The sequence below is a fragment of the Acinetobacter sp. AS5 genome (assembly GCF_048957595.1).
Lineage (GTDB): Bacteria > Pseudomonadota > Gammaproteobacteria > Pseudomonadales > Moraxellaceae > Acinetobacter.
This window is the reverse complement of the sequence record NZ_JARDAL010000019.1, coordinates 1-18,662: the sequence shown is the minus strand read 5'-3', so window position 1 is coordinate 18,662 and position 18,662 is coordinate 1. Positions and strand designations below refer to the sequence as shown.

11 protein-coding genes and 2 pseudogenes are annotated in these 18,662 nt (G+C 38.3%); 6 read left to right on the top strand and 7 right to left on the bottom strand.

What is annotated here, in order from left to right:
• Nucleotides 1-231 precede the first annotated feature (231 nt).
• From PV763_RS07645 to PV763_RS07635, 3 genes are all read left to right on the top strand, one after another.
• Nucleotides 232-1,473 (top strand): carbohydrate porin, encoded by a 1,242-nt coding sequence (locus tag PV763_RS07645; RefSeq protein ID WP_420937582.1) that lies wholly within the window; start codon nucleotides 232-234, stop codon nucleotides 1,471-1,473.
• Between the two features lie 171 nt (nucleotides 1,474-1,644).
• On the top strand, nucleotides 1,645-4,047 hold the full coding sequence (locus PV763_RS07640) for a glucose/quinate/shikimate family membrane-bound PQQ-dependent dehydrogenase (protein WP_420937581.1): 2,403 nt from the start codon (nucleotides 1,645-1,647) through the stop codon (nucleotides 4,045-4,047).
• A gap of 391 nt (nucleotides 4,048-4,438) precedes the next feature.
• Entirely contained in the window at nucleotides 4,439-6,577 is a 2,139-nt protein-coding gene (locus tag PV763_RS07635; protein WP_420937580.1) for a TonB-dependent receptor domain-containing protein, read from the top strand.
• Between the two features lie 109 nt (nucleotides 6,578-6,686).
• On the opposite strand, the pseudogene PV763_RS07630 reads toward PV763_RS07635, so the two are convergent.
• Nucleotides 6,687-6,815 (bottom strand): annotated as a pseudogene (locus PV763_RS07630) (arsenical resistance protein ArsH); the annotation flags it as partial.
• 445 nt (nucleotides 6,816-7,260) lie between these two features.
• Between PV763_RS07630 and PV763_RS07625 the strand changes: the two are divergent.
• Nucleotides 7,261-7,560 (top strand): hypothetical protein, encoded by a 300-nt coding sequence (locus tag PV763_RS07625; protein WP_178319533.1) that lies wholly within the window; start codon nucleotides 7,261-7,263, stop codon nucleotides 7,558-7,560.
• Between the two features lie 251 nt (nucleotides 7,561-7,811).
• Here PV763_RS07625 and PV763_RS07620 read toward each other — a convergent pair whose 3' ends face one another.
• From PV763_RS07620 to PV763_RS07600, 5 genes are all read right to left on the bottom strand, one after another.
• Nucleotides 7,812-11,075, bottom strand: a complete 3,264-nt coding sequence (locus tag PV763_RS07620; RefSeq protein ID WP_087662178.1) for a DEAD/DEAH box helicase — start codon at nucleotides 11,073-11,075, stop codon at nucleotides 7,812-7,814.
• 30 nt (nucleotides 11,076-11,105) lie between these two features.
• Nucleotides 11,106-14,546 carry a DEAD/DEAH box helicase family protein gene (locus PV763_RS07615; protein WP_087662177.1) on the bottom strand — a complete coding sequence of 1,147 codons (3,441 nt, stop codon included), beginning with the start codon at nucleotides 14,544-14,546 and terminating at the stop codon, nucleotides 11,106-11,108.
• Nucleotides 14,547-14,566: 20 nt separating this feature from the next.
• Entirely contained in the window at nucleotides 14,567-15,736 is a 1,170-nt protein-coding gene (locus PV763_RS07610; RefSeq protein WP_087662176.1) for a restriction endonuclease subunit S, read from the bottom strand.
• On the bottom strand, nucleotides 15,733-17,214 hold the full coding sequence (locus tag PV763_RS07605) for a type I restriction-modification system subunit M (protein ID WP_087662175.1): 1,482 nt from the start codon (nucleotides 17,212-17,214) through the stop codon (nucleotides 15,733-15,735). The genes PV763_RS07610 and PV763_RS07605 overlap by 4 nt, the downstream gene beginning before the upstream one ends.
• A gap of 99 nt (nucleotides 17,215-17,313) precedes the next feature.
• Nucleotides 17,314-17,520 carry a helix-turn-helix domain-containing protein gene (locus tag PV763_RS07600; RefSeq protein ID WP_032057260.1) on the bottom strand — a complete coding sequence of 69 codons (207 nt, stop codon included), beginning with the start codon at nucleotides 17,518-17,520 and terminating at the stop codon, nucleotides 17,314-17,316.
• A 93-nt stretch (nucleotides 17,521-17,613) separates the two neighbouring features.
• Between PV763_RS07600 and PV763_RS07595 the strand changes: the two genes are divergently transcribed.
• Entirely contained in the window at nucleotides 17,614-18,111 is a 498-nt protein-coding gene (locus PV763_RS07595) for a hypothetical protein (protein WP_236094677.1), read from the top strand.
• Between the two features lie 122 nt (nucleotides 18,112-18,233).
• Entirely contained in the window at nucleotides 18,234-18,428 is a 195-nt protein-coding gene (locus tag PV763_RS07590) for a DNA-binding protein (protein WP_179996868.1), read from the top strand.
• A 69-nt stretch (nucleotides 18,429-18,497) separates the two neighbouring features.
• Here PV763_RS07590 and PV763_RS07585 read toward each other — a convergent pair.
• Nucleotides 18,498-18,662, bottom strand: a pseudogene (locus PV763_RS07585) (IS30 family transposase); the annotation flags it as partial.

The window sequence follows — 18,662 nt, the reverse complement described above, 5'->3', positions numbered from 1 at the left end:
AGCTAAATCTATCTGATGAATATCAAATTTTTCTTTGGAGCTATGGTTTGGTGTTATTAAATTTAATATGATGATAAACAAATACTTATAATATTTAAATTTACAAAAAGTATATAATAATACTAATAAATACAACATTTTATTCATACTTTTTATCTATTAGTAATGATTTTTTAAAATCAACAGGTGTATAATAAAAAGCTTCATATTGTGATGAAGGTATCACATTCAATGTATCTCTCCCCATTATCGAAGGCCGTTTACCTTTGCTGTGCCTCTTTCATCTTAACCACGACCACTGTGCATGCTGAAGCTGCTTTCAGTTCGGAAAGCCCGTGGATGCTCGGTGACTGGAACGGGCAACGTACAGCACTCCAAAATCAGGGCTATGATTTCAGTTTTGGTTATACGGGTGAAATGGCAACCTTGATCGATGCGCAAAGATCTTCAAACCATAAAACTGAATATACGGACCAGTTTGTTTTTGGGGCACATTTGGATCTGGCAAAAATTGCAGGCTGGCAAGACACCGAAGCACAAATAACAGTGACCCAGCGTAACGGTCAGTCACTGTCTCAAAGCGCTGCTGCTTTAAACGGCCATTTGAGTTCAGTGCAAGAGGTCTGGGGGCGTGGTCAAACCTGGCGTCTGACTGATTTATGGATCAAGAAAAAATTCCTGGAACAAAAACTAGATGTGAAAGTCGGACGCTTTGGTGAGGGTGAAGACTTCAACAGTTTTGATTGCGATTTTCAGAATCTGGCCCTATGCGGTTCACAAGTCGGGAACTGGGTTGGTGATCAATGGTACAACTGGCCAGTAAGCCAATGGGCAGCCCGGGTCAAATACAACATTAACCCTGAATTTTATGCCCAAGTCGGTGCTTATGAATACAACCCTGAGAATCTGGAACGTGGTAAAGGATTTAACCTGAGTACGGATGGTTCCAAAGGGGCAATGCTTCCTGCAGAAGTGGTTTGGGCACCTAAACTGGGTGAACAGAAACTACCGGGTGAATACCGTGCCGGTTATTACTACAGTACAGCAGAGGCTGAAGTCATTTCCAATCCAGATCAAACCGATCATCACCATGGGGGCTGGATTGTTGCCAAGCAACAATTGACTGCACATCACGGAGATACTTCGCGTGGTTTGACCGGCTTTGTGAATGCGACAGTGCATGACTCCAAAACCAATAATGTCAGTGATATGCAAAATATCGGGCTGGTTTACAAAGGCGCGATGGATTCACGTCCTCAAGATGAAATTGCGTTCGGTATTGCACGCATCAACATGAATAACGATGTCAGTACTGATCGTCATCAAGAAATCGATGCAGAAATTTATTATGGTTTACATGCCACCCCCTGGCTCACCATTCGCCCGAATGTGCAATATGTGCGTCACGTCGGTGCGGACAAAAACGGTGAAAATGTCTGGGTGGGCGGAATTAAGTTTAATACGTCATTTTAAAACATAGTTTTTAGTTGCAAATACACTATTGAATCTCTAGGTGCTTTGTTGCAGTAATGGGCAATGCCTGCTTAAGACATTGATGTATTTATAACTCAGAATTTAACAATAAGGGTGCTCATGCCTGTCATGTGCATGGACTTTCAAAAAAAACTTTTATAGGTGTTCAATATGAATACTTCATCATCAGGTTCAGTACTGAAAACGATTTTAGCGGTCATTGCCGCTGTTTTCGGTATAGGACTGCTGATTGGAGGGATTTATCTTGCAGTGCTGGGTGGGTCTTGGTACTACATCATTGCAGGTATTCTCTTTATTGCGACCGCAGTTCTCTTGTATAAACGAAAAAGTGCTGCACTCCTTGTTTATGCCATATTCGTTTTGGCGACAGTGGTGTGGGGGCTGTGGGAAGTCGGTTCAGATTTCTTTGCACTTGCGCCGCGTTTAGATATTTTAGGGCTGTTTGGTCTGGCCCTGCTGATTCCGGCAGTAACACGCGGTTTTGATCAAAGCAAAGGTGCGAAAATTGCCCTGGGTGGTTCACTGGCTATTACCATCGCTGTCATGATTTATGCTGTATTTAATGACCCGCAAGAAATTCGCGGTGAATTAAAATCTCAGCAGCCTGCAGCCCACCAGCCAATCCCGGGTGTGGCAGATGAAGACTGGCCTGCTTATGGTCGTACCCAGTCCGGTTTACGGTATTCACCGTTAAAGCAGATTAATACTGAAAATGTCAAAGATTTGCAGGTGGCTTGGGAATATCACACGCGCGAATTCAAGACTGAAAATGACTCGGGTGAAACCACCAATCAGGTTACCCCAATCAAGGTGGGTGACAACATGTACATCTGTACCACTCACCAGAAATTGACTGCGCTTGATCCGGCAACAGGTAAGGCGAAATGGACCTATGATCCAAAGCTGAAAGCTGATCATACCTATCAGCATTTAACCTGTCGTGGCGTGTCTTATTATGATGTCAACAATACGGCTGGTTTTGAAAGCAGTCTCGCTGCGAAAAAAAGCAGCTCTGCTGAATGTCCACAAAAAGTCATTTTACCGGTCAATGATGGGCGTTTAGTGGCGGTCAATGCGACCACCGGTAAAGTCTGTTCTGATTTTGGTAAAAATGGCGAAGTCGATCTGCAAAAAGATATGCCATTCCCATATCCGGGCGGTTATATTCCAACCTCACCGCCTGTAGTCACCGGTACCACCATTATTATTGCGGGTTCAACTACCGACAACTATTCAACTGAAGAACCATCGGGTGTGATCCGTGGTTATGACGTGAATACCGGTGAACTGCTTTGGGTATTTGACACAGGCGCTGAAGATCCGAATTTGATTCCTGCACCGGGTCAAAAATTTGTACATAATTCACCTAATGCATGGGCACCTTTGGCCTATGATGCAGAGCTGGATATCGTCTACGTACCAACGGGTGTCGGTACCCCGGATATTTACGGTGGTCACCGGACTGAACTGGACGAGCGTTATGCCAACTCGATGCTGGCCCTGAATGCGACGACTGGTAAGCTGGTATGGAACTTCCAGACTACCCATCATGATTTGTGGGATATGGACGTACCTTCACAGCCGACATTGACCGAGATTAAAGATAAAAACGGGAATATGATCCCGGCTATTTATGTCTTGACCAAAACCGGGAATGCTTTTGTGCTGGATCGTCGTAATGGTAAAGCCATTGTACCGATTACCGAGAAACCGGTACCACAATCTGTGAAGCGTGGACCTCAAACCAAGGGCGAGTTCTATTCTAAGACTCAACCGTTCTCTGATTTTAATCTGGCGCCACAAGATAAATTGACCGATAAACAGATGTGGGGTGCGACCATGTTTGACCAGTTGGTCTGCCGTGTTGCTTTCCACAAACTGAATTACGATGGCATTTATACCCCACCTTCTGAAAACGGGACGCTGGTCTTCCCGGGTAACCTAGGTGTGTTTGAATGGGGTGGTATGTCGGTGAATCCGGACCGTCAAATTGCATTAACCAACCCGATTGGCCTGCCATTTGTATCAAAACTGATTCCTCAAGATCCGAACCGTCCTAAGACGGCTAAAGGTGCAGGTACAGAAGCCGGCGTTCAACCGATGTATGGTGTGCCTTATGGCGTTGAAATCAGTGCGTTCCTGTCTCCATTCGGTCTACCGTGTAAACAGCCATCATGGGGCTTTGTTGCAGGTGTGGACTTAAATACTCATGAAGTGGCATGGAAACGCCGCATCGGTACCATTCGTGACAGTATGCCGGGCATTCCATTGCCGCCATTCAAAATGGGTGTGCCGATGTTGGGTGGTCCTATTTCAACTGCGGGCAACGTGATGTTTGTGGGCGGAACTCAAGATAACTACATTCGCGCCATCAATGTGAACAACGGTGATGAGTTGTGGAAAGGCCGTCTACCTGCAGGTGGTCAGGCTACACCAATGACCTATGAAGCCAATGGCAAGCAGTATGTGGTCATTATGGCAGGTGGTCATGGTTCCTTTGGGACTAAAATGGGCGACTCTCTGGTGGCTTATGCCTTGCCAGAAAATAAGTAACTGACTCTCTGCTGTTGTATGGGAAAGCCTGATTCGTCAGGCTTTTTTATACGCTATTGTTGAATGCCTAAATCGAGTTTTACGGACACAGAGAAATGATGTTGATTTGTTGCTGAAAGATCAATTTCATTCAGATCGCATTAAAATAATATTTTTTGTATATAGCTGATTTTAAGCGCTATTCAGATAAAGGATTAATCAAGTCTGAATTTATCGAACACAGAATTTTAAGCTCAAAGTTTTTCTATCCATTGAGCGAACTATATGTCATCGAATTAGCATACTTATTTGGTATCGATGCTTAAAACAAAATGAGTTGAATCATGAGATGTACGCCATCTCGATAAGGTATTTGCCGCATTAAACCACTTTCAAATAAGGCCTGTCATTTATGTACCAAAGCCCGAAATTTCCATTCGTGAGATCGACCTTGTCCTGCCTGATTGCTTGCGCAGGTCAGAACATTTATGCAGAAAATGATACACAAGAAGTCCAAAGCTTAGACACGATTGTCATTCAAGCGACCCGTACAGATCGGGAGCGATTGACCACACCGGCGTCAGTGTATTATCTGAATCAAGAACAAGATAACAGCATGAATGTGAATCTTTCGGAAACATTAAAAGGCGTTCCGGGATTACAGTTAAACAATCGTGAAAACTATGCCCAAGACCTACAAATTTCGATGCGAGGCTTTGGGGCACGTTCCAGTTTTGGTGTGCGTGGTGTGCGTTTATATGTAGATGGAATCCCTGCAACAATGCCGGATGGACAGGGGCAAACCTCGAATATTGACTTGAATAGTCTGGACCATATTGAAGTATTGGGTGGTGGATTTTCATCACTGTATGGCAACTCTTCCGGAGGAACGATTTTAACCACCACAAGGGAAGGGCAAGGCGCTGACTCAATTGAACTGGGGCATTCTGCAGGGAGCCAGAACAAAGGGCAGACCAAGCTGGTTTTGCAAGGCGGTTCAGAGAATGCTTCAGAGCCAAGCTATGTCATTAGCTCCTCTTATTTTGATACCAATGGTTACCGTGACCACAGCAGTGCACATAAAGTTCTGCATAATGCCAAGCTGACTTGGGATCTGGAAGATGGTTCTAAAATCAACTGGATGAATAACTACGTTAAAATTGCAGCGGATGATCCGGGCGGTTTAACCCGAGAACAGTGGAAGGTCAATCCCCGACAGGTCGCGACCAACGTCCTTCTTTATAATGCACGTAAAGAAATTGAGCAGTTGCAAACAGGTTTGACCTGGAATAAACCGATCAATGACCAGCATGAACTGTATGGCATGGCCTACTGGGGACAGCGCGCAGTCACGCAATATCAATCGATTCCTCGTACAGCACAAGGTGGAGTTAATCATGTGGGTGGCGTGATTGATTTTGACCGTAATTTTTATGGGGCAGATTTACGCTGGACAGGCAAAGAAGTTTTACCAAATTTAAAACTGATTGCTGGTGTTGCGATTGATGCGATGACCGAAGACCGTAAAGGCTATCAAAACTTTTTAGGTGATCGCTTGGGGGTTAAAGGTGAACTGCGTCGAGATGAAGATAATACCCTGTGGAATTTAGATCCGTATTTGCAAGCTTCTTATCACTTTGCTCCCGATTGGACCTTGGATGCCGGCCTGCGCTATAGCAATGTGCATTTCAAGTCTAAAGACAAGTTTCTGGCGAATGGCAATAATTCAGGTAAAACCGATTATCAGAAATTATTGCCCTCCATGGCTTTAAGCTGGCAGATTTTACCTGAGCTGATGACTTATGTCAGTTATGCACAAGGCTTTGAAACGCCGACCTTTACCGAAATGTCTTATCCTGCAAATACTGCAGAAAACCGCAGCTTCAGTTTAAAAGCAGCAGAAAGTGAAACCTATGAGATGGGATTGAAATCTGCCAATACATTAGGTGATTTTACTGTTGCAGTTTTCCATACGACGACTCAGGATGACATTGTTTCTGCAGGTAATGACAATGGTCGCTCTACTTTCCGTAATGCCGATCAAACTTTAAGAGAAGGTATTGAACTCTCCTGGAATAAAAACCTATGGCGTGACCTAATTGCACAGGCCAGCTATAGCTATATAGATGCAACTTTTGATGCAGATATTCCTGAAATTTTAAATCAGAATGGCAGTATTGCAGTGTCGAGAGTTGAATCAGGAAACTATATTCCGGGGATTGCCAAAAATCAGGCATTTTTAAGTTTAGGCTGGAAACCTGAAAATGGTTTGAGTGCGGGTTTAGACGTGCGTTACTCAGATCATATTTATGTCAATGATACCAATACTGAATATGCGCCAAGCTACACAGTCGCTGGTGCCAATGTAGGTTATCACTGGAAAATGCAAGATTGGGCGGTGAATACTTTTGTGCGTGTCGATAACCTGTTTGATAAAGATTATTCTGGTTCGGTGATTGTTAATGAAAGTAGTAGACCAGAAGGACGTTATTATGAGCCGGCAGAAGGGCGGAACTGGAGTGCTGGTCTGAGTGTGACAAAAGAATTTTAATTGAAATGATTTAGGGCTGTTAAATTCTCAAAAAACAAAATCCCGCTTCTTGAGCGGGATTTTTTAATATTTAAGCTTTGAAAAGTTGATCAGCGGATTTGAGATAAAACTAGATTGTCTGCTGATTCACCCGTTTTGATAATTCTTCAGCACTTTCGACCCGTTCAGAATATCGATCTGTGAGATCAGCAGACTGACCGCGAGTGAGGAGGGTGAACTCGTAAAGTTCCTCTATCAGAAGTTGTTTTAGATATTTTTTCTGCTCCGCAGCGCGCAGCTTTTAGCAAAGAAGACGTGGGAAATGATTATTGATGAAGCAGGAAAGCGGTTGAAATAAATCCCAGAATTGAAGACGATAAATCAGATCATAAAAAAGCCACCGCAAGGGTGGCTTTTTATTTAAAGTTAAAATCACAGATGTCGTGTCATTTTAAGCTAAACATCATGCGACACATAAGTTGTCATCGAGAATATGAAAAATCAAGTAGTTAGACATCATTAGGGATAATTAATGACAACTTCTGCGACACAATTAGTGTCATTTTTCGAGTTTTGCGACACATAAGCTGTCATTTTCTGAAAAGCAGTTTTTAGATTATATTATTATGTCTAGAATATTATATTCTTTCGTGCTTCTTACGTGAGTTTTATGATCTGTTTGATTAGTAATGGATTTTTTGTATATGTTTAAGCCTTTGTCATCTTGGATCGAACGTAGACAGCCGATTCCTAAACGTTTTTATACGCCAGGATATATTGATGTACCGAAAGATGATTGGAGTGTTTGGCTTTCAATTGAGGAAGTTGCTCCTCTTCATCTCGCTAGAGAAATGCAGTGGCTAAGTTTAAGAGAGTCCAGAGAAAAGACAGCACAATATTTGGAAACAGCAAGTGAGTTGATATCTGGATTGGAAGGAGGGTCGTTGGATAGATGGGAACAGGAACAGATTTTAGAGCATCTTGGAATGCCACCTTTTCTGTAAATATCATTGATAGTAGTCCACTAGTTCCATTTAAGAGTAGTCCACTGGATACACTCAAAAACAAGCAAGTTAATCTTAGACATATTTACAAAGGTAGTCCAAATTCCTATCAACATGGATACAAAATATCAAAAATACTTTAATGGCTAGACGTATCTAACTTGGTAACTTCAACGTAACTAAAATCATCTCATACTGATCTGAAGGATTACTCTAAATTTATTAAAAATCTGACAGATTAAAGTTAAAAACTACTCATTAACAATCACTCTGAGATCGATATCTGCAACTTCTCTGAGATAGTTTTCTGTGACTCCAAGTAAAGTCATAATTGAACTTGTAGTTGCCTGCTTGGATAAACTAGGTTGAACAATGAATACTTCAAAATTCATAGGTTTATGGTTTTTTGCAATTCTCAATAATCTTTCAAGATCTTCTTTTGAACCTTTTTCAATACGACTTCTTGAAAACCCATTTTTCTTTTTCTCTTCTCGGCGTAACAAGTGTTGAAAAAACTCTAATCCACTTTTATGTTTCCAATGAATAGACTTTTGTGCCTGACCACAAACCTCATAAAAATTATCAACCCGGGCACTCACAAGTCCATCTTTTGCAAATTTTAAATGGTAAAACTGTACATCAATACTATCTGTAGTTTCTTTGATTGTAATAATATCAGCAATTTCTCCTGAAAAATCATCATCATAAATAATATCAAAATCTTGCTGCTCTAAAACTTGAAGAGTTTTATATTGAATGGAATCTGTTTGAATTGGATTAACACCTTGAGCTTCTTTACTTAAGTCAACACCAACCCAACTCCATGGAATTAGGGCTTCTATTGGATATGGACGAATAACAGATTTAATTTCAACAAATTCATTACCTTGTAGTGATGAACCATCTGCAAACCAAACAATAGGAGGGTTACTATTTAAATAGTCTTCTAAACTATAAATTTTATTTCCAATTTTTATTTGTGCATTTTCAGAGTCAGCTTTAGATATGTTGAAATCAGGAATACTATTACCATTTGGACTTGTAACGTCTAATAACAATTTATTGAACTTGTAACTCTTTGATGGCGTTGAAATTTCAAAGGAAATACCATTAATCAGATCATAGCTAATTAGTTTTAGCTCACAAAAAGCAATATTAGTTTCATCTTTTTCATCTCTGATATTCATTTTAAATTCTGTATTTAAATAAAAACTATCGCTCCAATCAATATAGATTGGTTGAATATCTGGAAGTTTGCTTATTGATTCTGGAATCAATGTATGTTTAAGGATTTGATTTGGATCAATAGAAGGATTAATTAATTTTCCACCAATTGCATTACACCATTTTATAAATTCCTTAATATCATTCTTTAAATAACTCCATATCCGTCCTTTATAAGAGCAACCTAAAGTAATTTTTTTCCCCTCAATGTATCCTGTGCCAAATACAAAAGCTTTTTCTCCCCTTTGTTGTTCTGCAATAGATAATGCATCTTGTATATCAGTTCCAACCTTCATTGAAAAACGAATTTTTCTATTTAAATATTCTTTAAGTCCAACATTCTGTAAAGAGACTCTTTTAATTTCATAAAAACTTTTAAAAACATCTAGTTTTTCGATTAAAGTTGCATTTTTATACAGAACAGCATTAGCTAACTCATGATATAGGCTACTTTTATCTGAACTATGAATAAAAAGTAGTTTATTTATTTCATCATAATAAATAACGTAAAGAGTCCAATCTAAACCATATACTTCCTTATAATTCACCCATTCTATTTCAGATTTTGAAGCTGTAATAATTACGGCTGTATTTGCATCATTATTGATATCATAAAATTTATATTCTAAATCATCATATCCTTTTATTCCTTTTTTAAATCGAGAAAGATTAAATGAGTTCCCAATATTTTTAAAAACAACAGTGCTCAGAGCAAATCTAATATTTTGAAAAGGTATTTTAGAATTTTCTAAATTTTGGAATCCTTTAATAAAATCTCCTAGATCAATCTGTTCATTAATTTGCCCGCTACTTAAGTTTGATAATAGTAAATTCCAATCAGAATCTTGAGCATATAATTCACTTAATTCCTCTTCAGTTTCTGCTATAGCAATGTTAGCAATGAAGGTCGCATTTCCTAAAGTTGAGTCTATTGATGTTCTTGTGAATCTACCTGCAAACTGTAAGGTTATGGGTAAACTTTTGCGAATATCATGAAAGGCTGCAATCTTTAATTGAGGAAGATCAAAACCTTCACCCAACATATTTACAGCAACAATGATTTTGTGCTCTTTTTTTACAATAGCTTCTAGAATTTCTTTTTTCTTTGGAATCCCTGAATAAACCAATACAGGATTTAATTCGGTAAACTGCTTATAATATTCAAAGACTTCATTAGCTCTAGTTTTATCTGCACATCTTGCCATTAAAATATGATCCAATCCTTTAGACAAATCTTCTTTTAAAATTTCAACTGCTTGATGTGCGATCAATTCGTCAGCTTTTTTTTGATCATATTCACGAATAGATTTGAAGTGAATCGGTTTAAAGTATCCTTGCTCTTGGGCTTTCTTTAAACTGAAACTATAGATAATTTTGCCATCTAATCGTTTTCTATCATTACGAAAAGGCGTTGCAGTAAATTGTAGAATTTTTTGTTTAGCGAAAGCATTACTAACTTTTTTCCATGTATCAGCTTCGACATGGTGTGCTTCATCAATAAAGATATTGCTTATTTTTTCATTAATTTCATCTAAAATTTCACCATGGTTGTTTGTTAGAACATTCATAGTGGTAACAATTACATCACTTGAATCAACGAAGTTGTTTAAGTCTTCCGACTTTTTAAAATTTTCATACCAAATGCCAACTCTAGGATATAGAACGTCATTACTTACAATACCAAATTTTTTTAACAGACCTAATTTAATAAACTTTTCATATATTTGTTCACGTAAAGCATCTGACGGAACAGCAATAATAATCTTATTTAGTTTATTTGCGATTAGTGTTGAAAGCATTGTTTCTGTTTTACCAGTTCCTGTAGGCATAACTACAGTTCCAATGACATCATCTTTACTTTTTAAGTGACTTAAAATGGAATATAGAGCTGCAATCTGAGGTTCACGCAGTCCATAAGAATTTGTAGCAGGGTTTTCTTCTTTGAAGTTGAAGTTATTAACCCAAGAGCCAATAATTTCACTATTACTATAATCTCTGAAGCTAGGATGTTTTATCCAGCCCTTTAGTTGAACCTTACCTTGTGAAAAATTACTTTGACTAAATTTAAGATTGGAGTGAATTACATAGTCGAATGCTGATGTTTCAAAATTTTTATTTGAGGTGATTAGTATATTTATACTTTGAACTTGGATTACATCATAGCTTCGATTTGACTCAACCCATGTAAAATCAACAGTATCGTTTTCTAAAATTAAGTGCTCAACTTTATTTTTACAGTCTACGTTCTTGAAAATTAATTTCTTTAATTCAGGTAATACAATGTGATTCATTTTTATCTCATTAATGCAAAATTATAAAAATTACGCGACCGCTTCATTAAACACTTCAACAACCCCAAATATGTTATCGACATCGCCATCACTAAATACACCATCAATCCCTTCAAAATGAACCTGATTGAATGGAGGCTCATAAAGTTGTGCAGCAGCCAATACACCGTTTTGAGTCAGATGATCTATAATCATTTCAACAAAACGGATTTGTTTTTCGTTATAGCTTGAGCCTTGTAAATATTTTGAAAAGGCTTGTTGTACTGCCTGACGATCTAAGCCGACTAAAGAACGAATAAATAGTGGTAAAGATTTCTCTGTACCAAAGCATTCTTCAAATTTTTCTTTGCTCTCAACTTCCTGAGCTTCGAATACGAAGCGTTCAAGTTCACTTAGATCGGTTGGAGTCAATGCTAAACCACGTTTGAGTTTGGCAATAGTTATGTGGTTCTCATTGGCTTTAATAAAGCTCTCAACACGCTTACGGTATTGAGCTAGGTTCACACCACTTGAAACGACGGGGATATCGACTGCTTGCATCACTCCAATTTCATCATCCAACATAGAATAGACAATCGTTGAGGTCGATTTCTCAATGAGTTTCACTAAACCGCGGATACATTTACGCATCGACTCAAGTATAGGGACTGTAATTCCTTCCCAATAGGCTTCGGTTTGTATGTCTTGTATCAACTTAATCTGCGCTACGACCACAGGAATATTCTCTTTACTTTCCAGTTTTGAAGCGATTTCAATCACTTTATTAGCATAGGCAAGTACTGCTTTGGCATCCTTATTCAGCACAGCAAGTTCGATGTTGTAGCACAACATATCAAACAGCTTGGCTTCTAGTGTTTCTGCTTCTAGTTCATTTGGAAGTTTAGAAATGTGTTCTCGCAACGTACCAATAGCAAGATCATCTAAATTGTTCCATGCCTCATCTTTTTGGAATTGCTCAACATACTCAAGCTCATCACGAACAATAAAATTATCTTTGTTCATTGATTTCACTTCAGTTTGTAGGCTTTGTTGTATGTCTTGACGGACGGCTGCCAATTCTTCAGTTTGATAGTCTTGAGCATTCAACAAACTCAAAAGATTTAAACGTGCCTTAAATAGTCGTTGCCCCAAGGGTTCAGCAGTAGATACAGGCGCACCATCAGGATTTTCGTTGAAATATTCAAAGTTTGAGCAGTAATCAAAAATATAGAATTCTTTTTTGTCCATTCCTGGGGCAAAGAGGTCTTTGCAAAGCCGTGTACCACGACCAATCATCTGCATAAACTTCACTTTAGAGCGTACAGCTTTGAAAAAGACTAGGTTGACCACTTCAGGCACATCAATGCCTGTATCGAGCATATCGACAGAAATAGCAATTTGTGGATCAGCCAGCTCTTTTTTACTAAAACTATCAATCAGGCTTTGTGCGTACTTGGTGGAGTGCGTGATCACACGGGCGAACTTACCATCATATTGTGGATAGTTTTTATCAAAGCGTTCTGCAATGAAATTGGCGTGGTTCTGATTGACTGCAAAGATGATGGTTTTACCCAACATATCTCCACCTTCAACCTTGATGCCATTTTCCATCAAGTGCTGCAGCATTTTGTCTACTGTGCCTGTATTAAACAGTTCCTTATTAATTTTTGATGCATTTACTTCTTCAGGTGCATCATCACCGCCCCAATCTAGCTCATTCCAGTGTTCTTTTTCTTGTTCGGACAACTCATTAAATTTCACACCTTCACGCATGAATTTTAAGGGGACTGAAAAGGCTTTAGGTGGAACTAAATAACCATCGGCAATAGCTTGGTCTAAATCGTAATAATCTGTCGGAACGCCACTTTCCAAACCAAAAAGTGCATAAGTATCACGGTCTACTTCATCGCGTGGGGTAGCAGTTAAACCAACCAATAAGCTATCAAAGTATTTAAAAATCTCACCGAATTTTTGGTACACGCTACGATGGGCTTCATCGACAATAATCATGTCAAACATGCCTGTACCGTATTTACGTGTACCATCTGCATTCACTTCATCAATCAGCCCCATCATGGTTTGATAGGTAGATAAATACACCCGTCCATTTTGGTTTTTGCTGTCTACTAAATTAACAGGTGCAGAGTCAGGTAAATTGGCTTTAAAAGCATTGGTGGCTTGTACGACCAATGAGGTACGGTCAGCAAGGAATAAAACTTTCTGAACAGCATTGGCTTTCATCAGTACATCAACCAACGCAATTGCGGTACGGGTTTTGCCCGTACCAGTTGCCATAATTAGTAAACCTGCACGTTCTTTACGCTGAAATGCGGCCAAAATCGCTTTAATGGCACGGGTTTGATAATAACGCTCAACAATTTCCGCATTGATCGGAAAGCTCCCCAAATCTGGATTATTTTTGCGTCTTTCGATTAGGCGTTTTAGTTCAGTTTGCGTGTAAAAACCATGTACCAAACGAGGTGGGCCACCTTGCACATCATTCCAGATACGGGTTTTATAACCGTTCGTGTAGAACATCACAGGACGTTGACCTGTTTGCTGTTCTAGACAATCTGCATAGAGTTTTGCTTGTTGTTGTCCCACTTCAGGATCAACCGATGTACGTTTAGCCTCTACCAAGGCTAAAGGCAAGCCATTGGCATCATACAGTACATAATCGACAGCACCTTTACCTGATGGACTTGGCATGCCAGTAACTGGAACTTCCTCTCTTGCCGTTACACCAATTTCCCAACCCGCTTCTTCTAGTAAAAGATCAATTTTTAGTTTACGAGTTTCGTCTTCTTTGTAGTCGGTATGATCAGGAATCTGGCTATTGGCAAGTTTAGCCTGTTCAACTTCAGCACGTTTTTGAGCAAGTTCAGCGTCAATATTGGCAAGTAGTTTTTCACGTTCTTCTAGACTTGCAGATAATTCAAATAGCTGTTGTTCACGTTCACGCAATGCTTTGTGTTGTTCTGCAAATGCTTTTTCTTTGGCTTCAACTTCTTTTTGCAGTTGTTCCTGATTCGTTGCCATTTGCTGTGTGTGGTCAGCATTTGGAATTAGTCTAGGATTGAATAAAATGGTCTGAGAGCGATCTTTTGATGGTGAGCCATAATTACGCTCAAACCAGACATAGATCAGGAACAGATGGCTAATGTGTTTAACTGTTTCTTCAGTCGTCAGTTGTTTGAATTTTTTACCGTGTACCGCACTGTTTCCCACCATGCGGATGTTATCCATTTTGTCCCAAATGTAGGGTGGGATAATTTCCTTAAACTTTACATCGGTGATGAGGTTGTAGAGTGATGGGTCATAAGGCTGAGTGAGTTTTTTATCGTATTGATACAGCCACAGCACGAGATTTTCTAGTGATGTTCTTGCAGCAGCAAGGGCAAATTGTGGGGAAATATACACGAGCTTTTCAGCTTCTTTAGCAGTGTTTGCCAAGCTTTTAAATTCAGGCTCTAAAAACTGAAAGTTGCTCATGTATCCACCCTCTAATAATTTTATAAATTTCCGCTAAATGCTTGGTTTTGTAATGATTTAAATAAAATTTCAAAAACTTTCAATTGATTAGCAAGTAATTGTTTCTTCTCTCTGATTGCTAAAACTTTACTCTTGAAGTGAGCTTGTAAAGCTTCAGGTGGAATAGGTAAAACTATTGATTGAAATTCTTTGGCATTAATATTTGCCATCCCAACAATACTTTTACACATACTTTGCAATTTCTCTTTCCCCCAAGGAGAATTTAAAAAAGCAGAGATATATTCAGGTGTATAATTTGCTTTAGTTCTACCTCTTATAAGATAACCTGCATAAGCCATTGGTTCAGGGCCATTATAAACAGCAGTCTTGCCAACCAATTCTTTACTATTCGTTCGATTAAATAAAATATCACCTTCTTTTACAAGGTATTTTTCATCAGCTTGGACTTTAGTTATATATTTTAAATCGGTTAAATTCATTTCACCTGAATACGTCAAGTTATTCATGCGAAGAATAGGTATTTCGCCTTCCAATGTAGCTTTATCAGATGAACCATATTTTACTGATTCAAGCATGTCTCCAATGCACCCGATGTCCCATCCTTTAGGATTACTCACAGGATCGCCAAACATATCAATAAATGTAGCTTGTAAAAGCTGGTCTAACTTTTCAATCGCTTGCTGACGTTTTTGGCGTAATTCATCCGCTTGATCTAAAATTGACGCAATTCGGCGTTGTTCGGAAAGTGGTGGGAGTGGAACGTCTAAATCCTTAATTACACTTTGAGAAATATTTGGCTGACCACCACCAACTCGACGACTTAAAAGATATGGTTTTGATGCTTCTAAAAATCTGTATAAATAATTAACATCACAAACATTTTCATCAGGTTGAATATTACAAATAGCCTGATTAGTTGTTGCATCAAAAGTGAGCTGAGAAACTTCTCCAACTGTTGCACCATACATAGCAATTAGTAAAGAACCTTTTGACACTAATTTAGCTGAAGATTTTTCTACCGCTAAATCAGTTATGTATTCTTCAATCTCAGTGATATAACGGTTTTTTAATTCGCCTGATTTAACCCACGGAATTGTACCATTTTCAAAAAAAGCATTATTTGAACGAGAAGGTGTACCACCACTACCTGTTTTACAAAATGTACTTATTTTTTTAACAGGAATAGTCATTTCAACAACTCCTTAAGCTTAGTCATTCCTTTTAAAATATCCTGCTCAAGTACTTCTAAATCCGCCAAAATTTTACTTGGTGCTTCATATTCCACTTGCTCATACACCACTTCTTTATAACGGTTAATCGACAAGTCGTAACCATTGGCAGCAATATCCGCTTTATCCACCAAGAAACTTTGCTCAGTCGCTTTACGATCTGCTTCAGCATCCAAATTTTTAAAACGGGCAAGAATGTCAGGAATGTTATTATTTTCATGCTTTGAACTATCTAGCTCGTTACGCTTATCATCTAGCGAATAACCATCCGCCTGCATATCATAAAACCAAACTTTGTCCGTACCGCCCGACATGGTTTTGGTGAAAATCATAATCGCAGTCGAAACCCCTGCATAAGGCTTAAATACACCAGAAGGCATCGAAATAATCGCTTCAAGCTTTTGCTCTTCTACAATCTTTTTACGCAAATCCTTATGTGCTTTAGATGAGCCGAATAACACTCCATCAGGCACAATAATTGCTGTACGACCACCTGTTTTCAGTAATCGTAGGAACAAAGCTAAAAATAGCAATTCAGTCTTTTTGGTCTTAACAATCGCCTGAATATTTTTAGCACAGCTTTCATAGTCCAAACTGCCTGCAAATGGTGGATTGGCAAGAATCAAACTAAACTGACTTTCAATATGTGAATGTGCTTCGCTTAAAGAATCACGGTTTTCAATACTTGGATTTTCAACACCGTGCAGCATCATATTCATAGAACCAATACGAAGCATTGTGCTATCAAAGTCATAGCCAAAGAAAGTTTCTTCACTAAAACGCTTTGCTGCTTCAGGTGATGCAAAAATTTCTGTGCTGTGATGTTCATTTAAGTATTCACTTGCAGCAACGAGGAAGCCTGCTGTACCACAAGCAGGGTCGCAAATGGTATCGGTTGGTTTTGGCTGCATCAACTCCACAATCATCTTGATGATATGGCGAGGTGTACGGAATTGACCGTTCTGACCTGCAGATGCAATTTTACCAAGCATGTACTCGTAAATATCACCCTTAGTATCTTTATCATCCATCGGCACTTCAGCCAAGAGATCGACCACTTTCGTTAAAAGTGCAGGTGTAGGAATAGTGAAACGGGCATCCTTCATGTGATGACTGTATGTAGTATCACCTTCATTACCAAGATTTTTAATAAACGGAAAAACTTCATTGGCAATAATATTGTAAAGCTGAGTAGGATCACCCAAGGTAGTGAACTTTGACCAACGCAGATGATCTTGCTCTGGTTTGAACACTGGTTTTTCTATTGTTATTTTTAGACGATTGGCTTTGCGCTCTTTTGTAATCTGGATTTCATCAAGTCGGCGAATAAATAACAAATAGGTCATCTGCTCCATCACTTCGAGTGGGTTAGAAATACCCCCACTCCAAAATGCATTCCAGATTTGGTCAATTTTGCTTTTAATTTCGCCTGTAATCACACCGATGACTCTCAAATTTCTTTGAGGATATTGTGGTAGATATTAATAGAAAAAGCTATTGTAATTAAATGAGATGCGACATGGTTTGGCGTGAGAAATTTAAGGCAATAACTCTTTAGCATCAATCTGAAGCACAGAAGCAAGCTCATAGAGTTTTAAGACAGTGATGTTTACTTCACCACGTTCAATACGACCTAAATAACTACGATCAATTCCACATTGTAATGCTAATGCTTCTTGGGTAATTTTTTTCTCCGCTCTTTTTTTTCGTAATAATCGACCAATTTCAGTAGATAATTCTGACATTTGAAAAATTTCTCAAAAAACAGAAATATCACCAATTGAGGATTAAACATCCACGGCTTATAATCCTCATTTTCATTATGAAAGAGGTCTAAAATGTTGAAATTGAATATTCCCTTAGCCGAAGATTTCGTTGAAATAATAAAAAACAATGAAATTAAAAATTGGGAATCAAAATGCTTTTGGTTAATTATTAAACAATCAGATCGACCACGCATTTTAAGTATGAAGACATTACGTGAGCGCATGTACACAGCAATTCAAGTATTATTGAAAAATGATTTTTTGGTAGCACAAAGATCACTATGTAATAAAAGATTATATTTATATAGTGAAACGCCAAAATTAAAAGAACTGCGAAAAAAACTGATTGATATTGATGAAAACAACCCACTATTTACCCAAAAAAACACTATAAACAAAGAGTTAAGCTTTCTAAAAAATCAGGTAGATTTTATTAATGAATTGGCAGTTTCTTACCCTGAATTTTGTGATTCAATTCAAAAATATAAAGAAGAAATTGATTATCAGATTAATTTTTGTGAAGTAAAGATTAAAACAATAAATAGCATTATTAAAATATATAATGGATGATTATAAAAACCATTATATATAATATTAATATAATAAAAACAATAACTTGCAATAAAAAAGTGATTGATTGATCCTGAAAAATATTCTATTTTTTCGTCAACATCATTCAAAATTTATCCGATATGATCAAATCGATTCAGCAAGTTAGAGAAGAGTTTTCAGCAAATGGAATTTCCATTGCTGAATGGGCAAGAGATAATCATTTTTCTCCAGACCTAGTTTATCGAATTTTAAAGAACAATAGAGTTCCGAAACGCGGTGAAAGTCATAAAATTGCAGTGAAATTGGGTATTAAGGAGCAAAAAAATATGAATTAATTTTAACTTTTAATTATTCTTTTTTAGTGCTAGATACAACTACCACTCTTTAAGAGTGGTAGGGCGAATTCAAACATGAGGTGCGACAGTTTCAAAAGCCATATGATAATCAACAAGCTGAGCAAATTTCTCTAATGGTGTAAGCCAATCTAACGCCTTTCTAGGACGAGTATTCAGTGACATGGCAACTTGATTTAAATAATGCTGATCTGCCTGATTTAAATCAATCCCTTT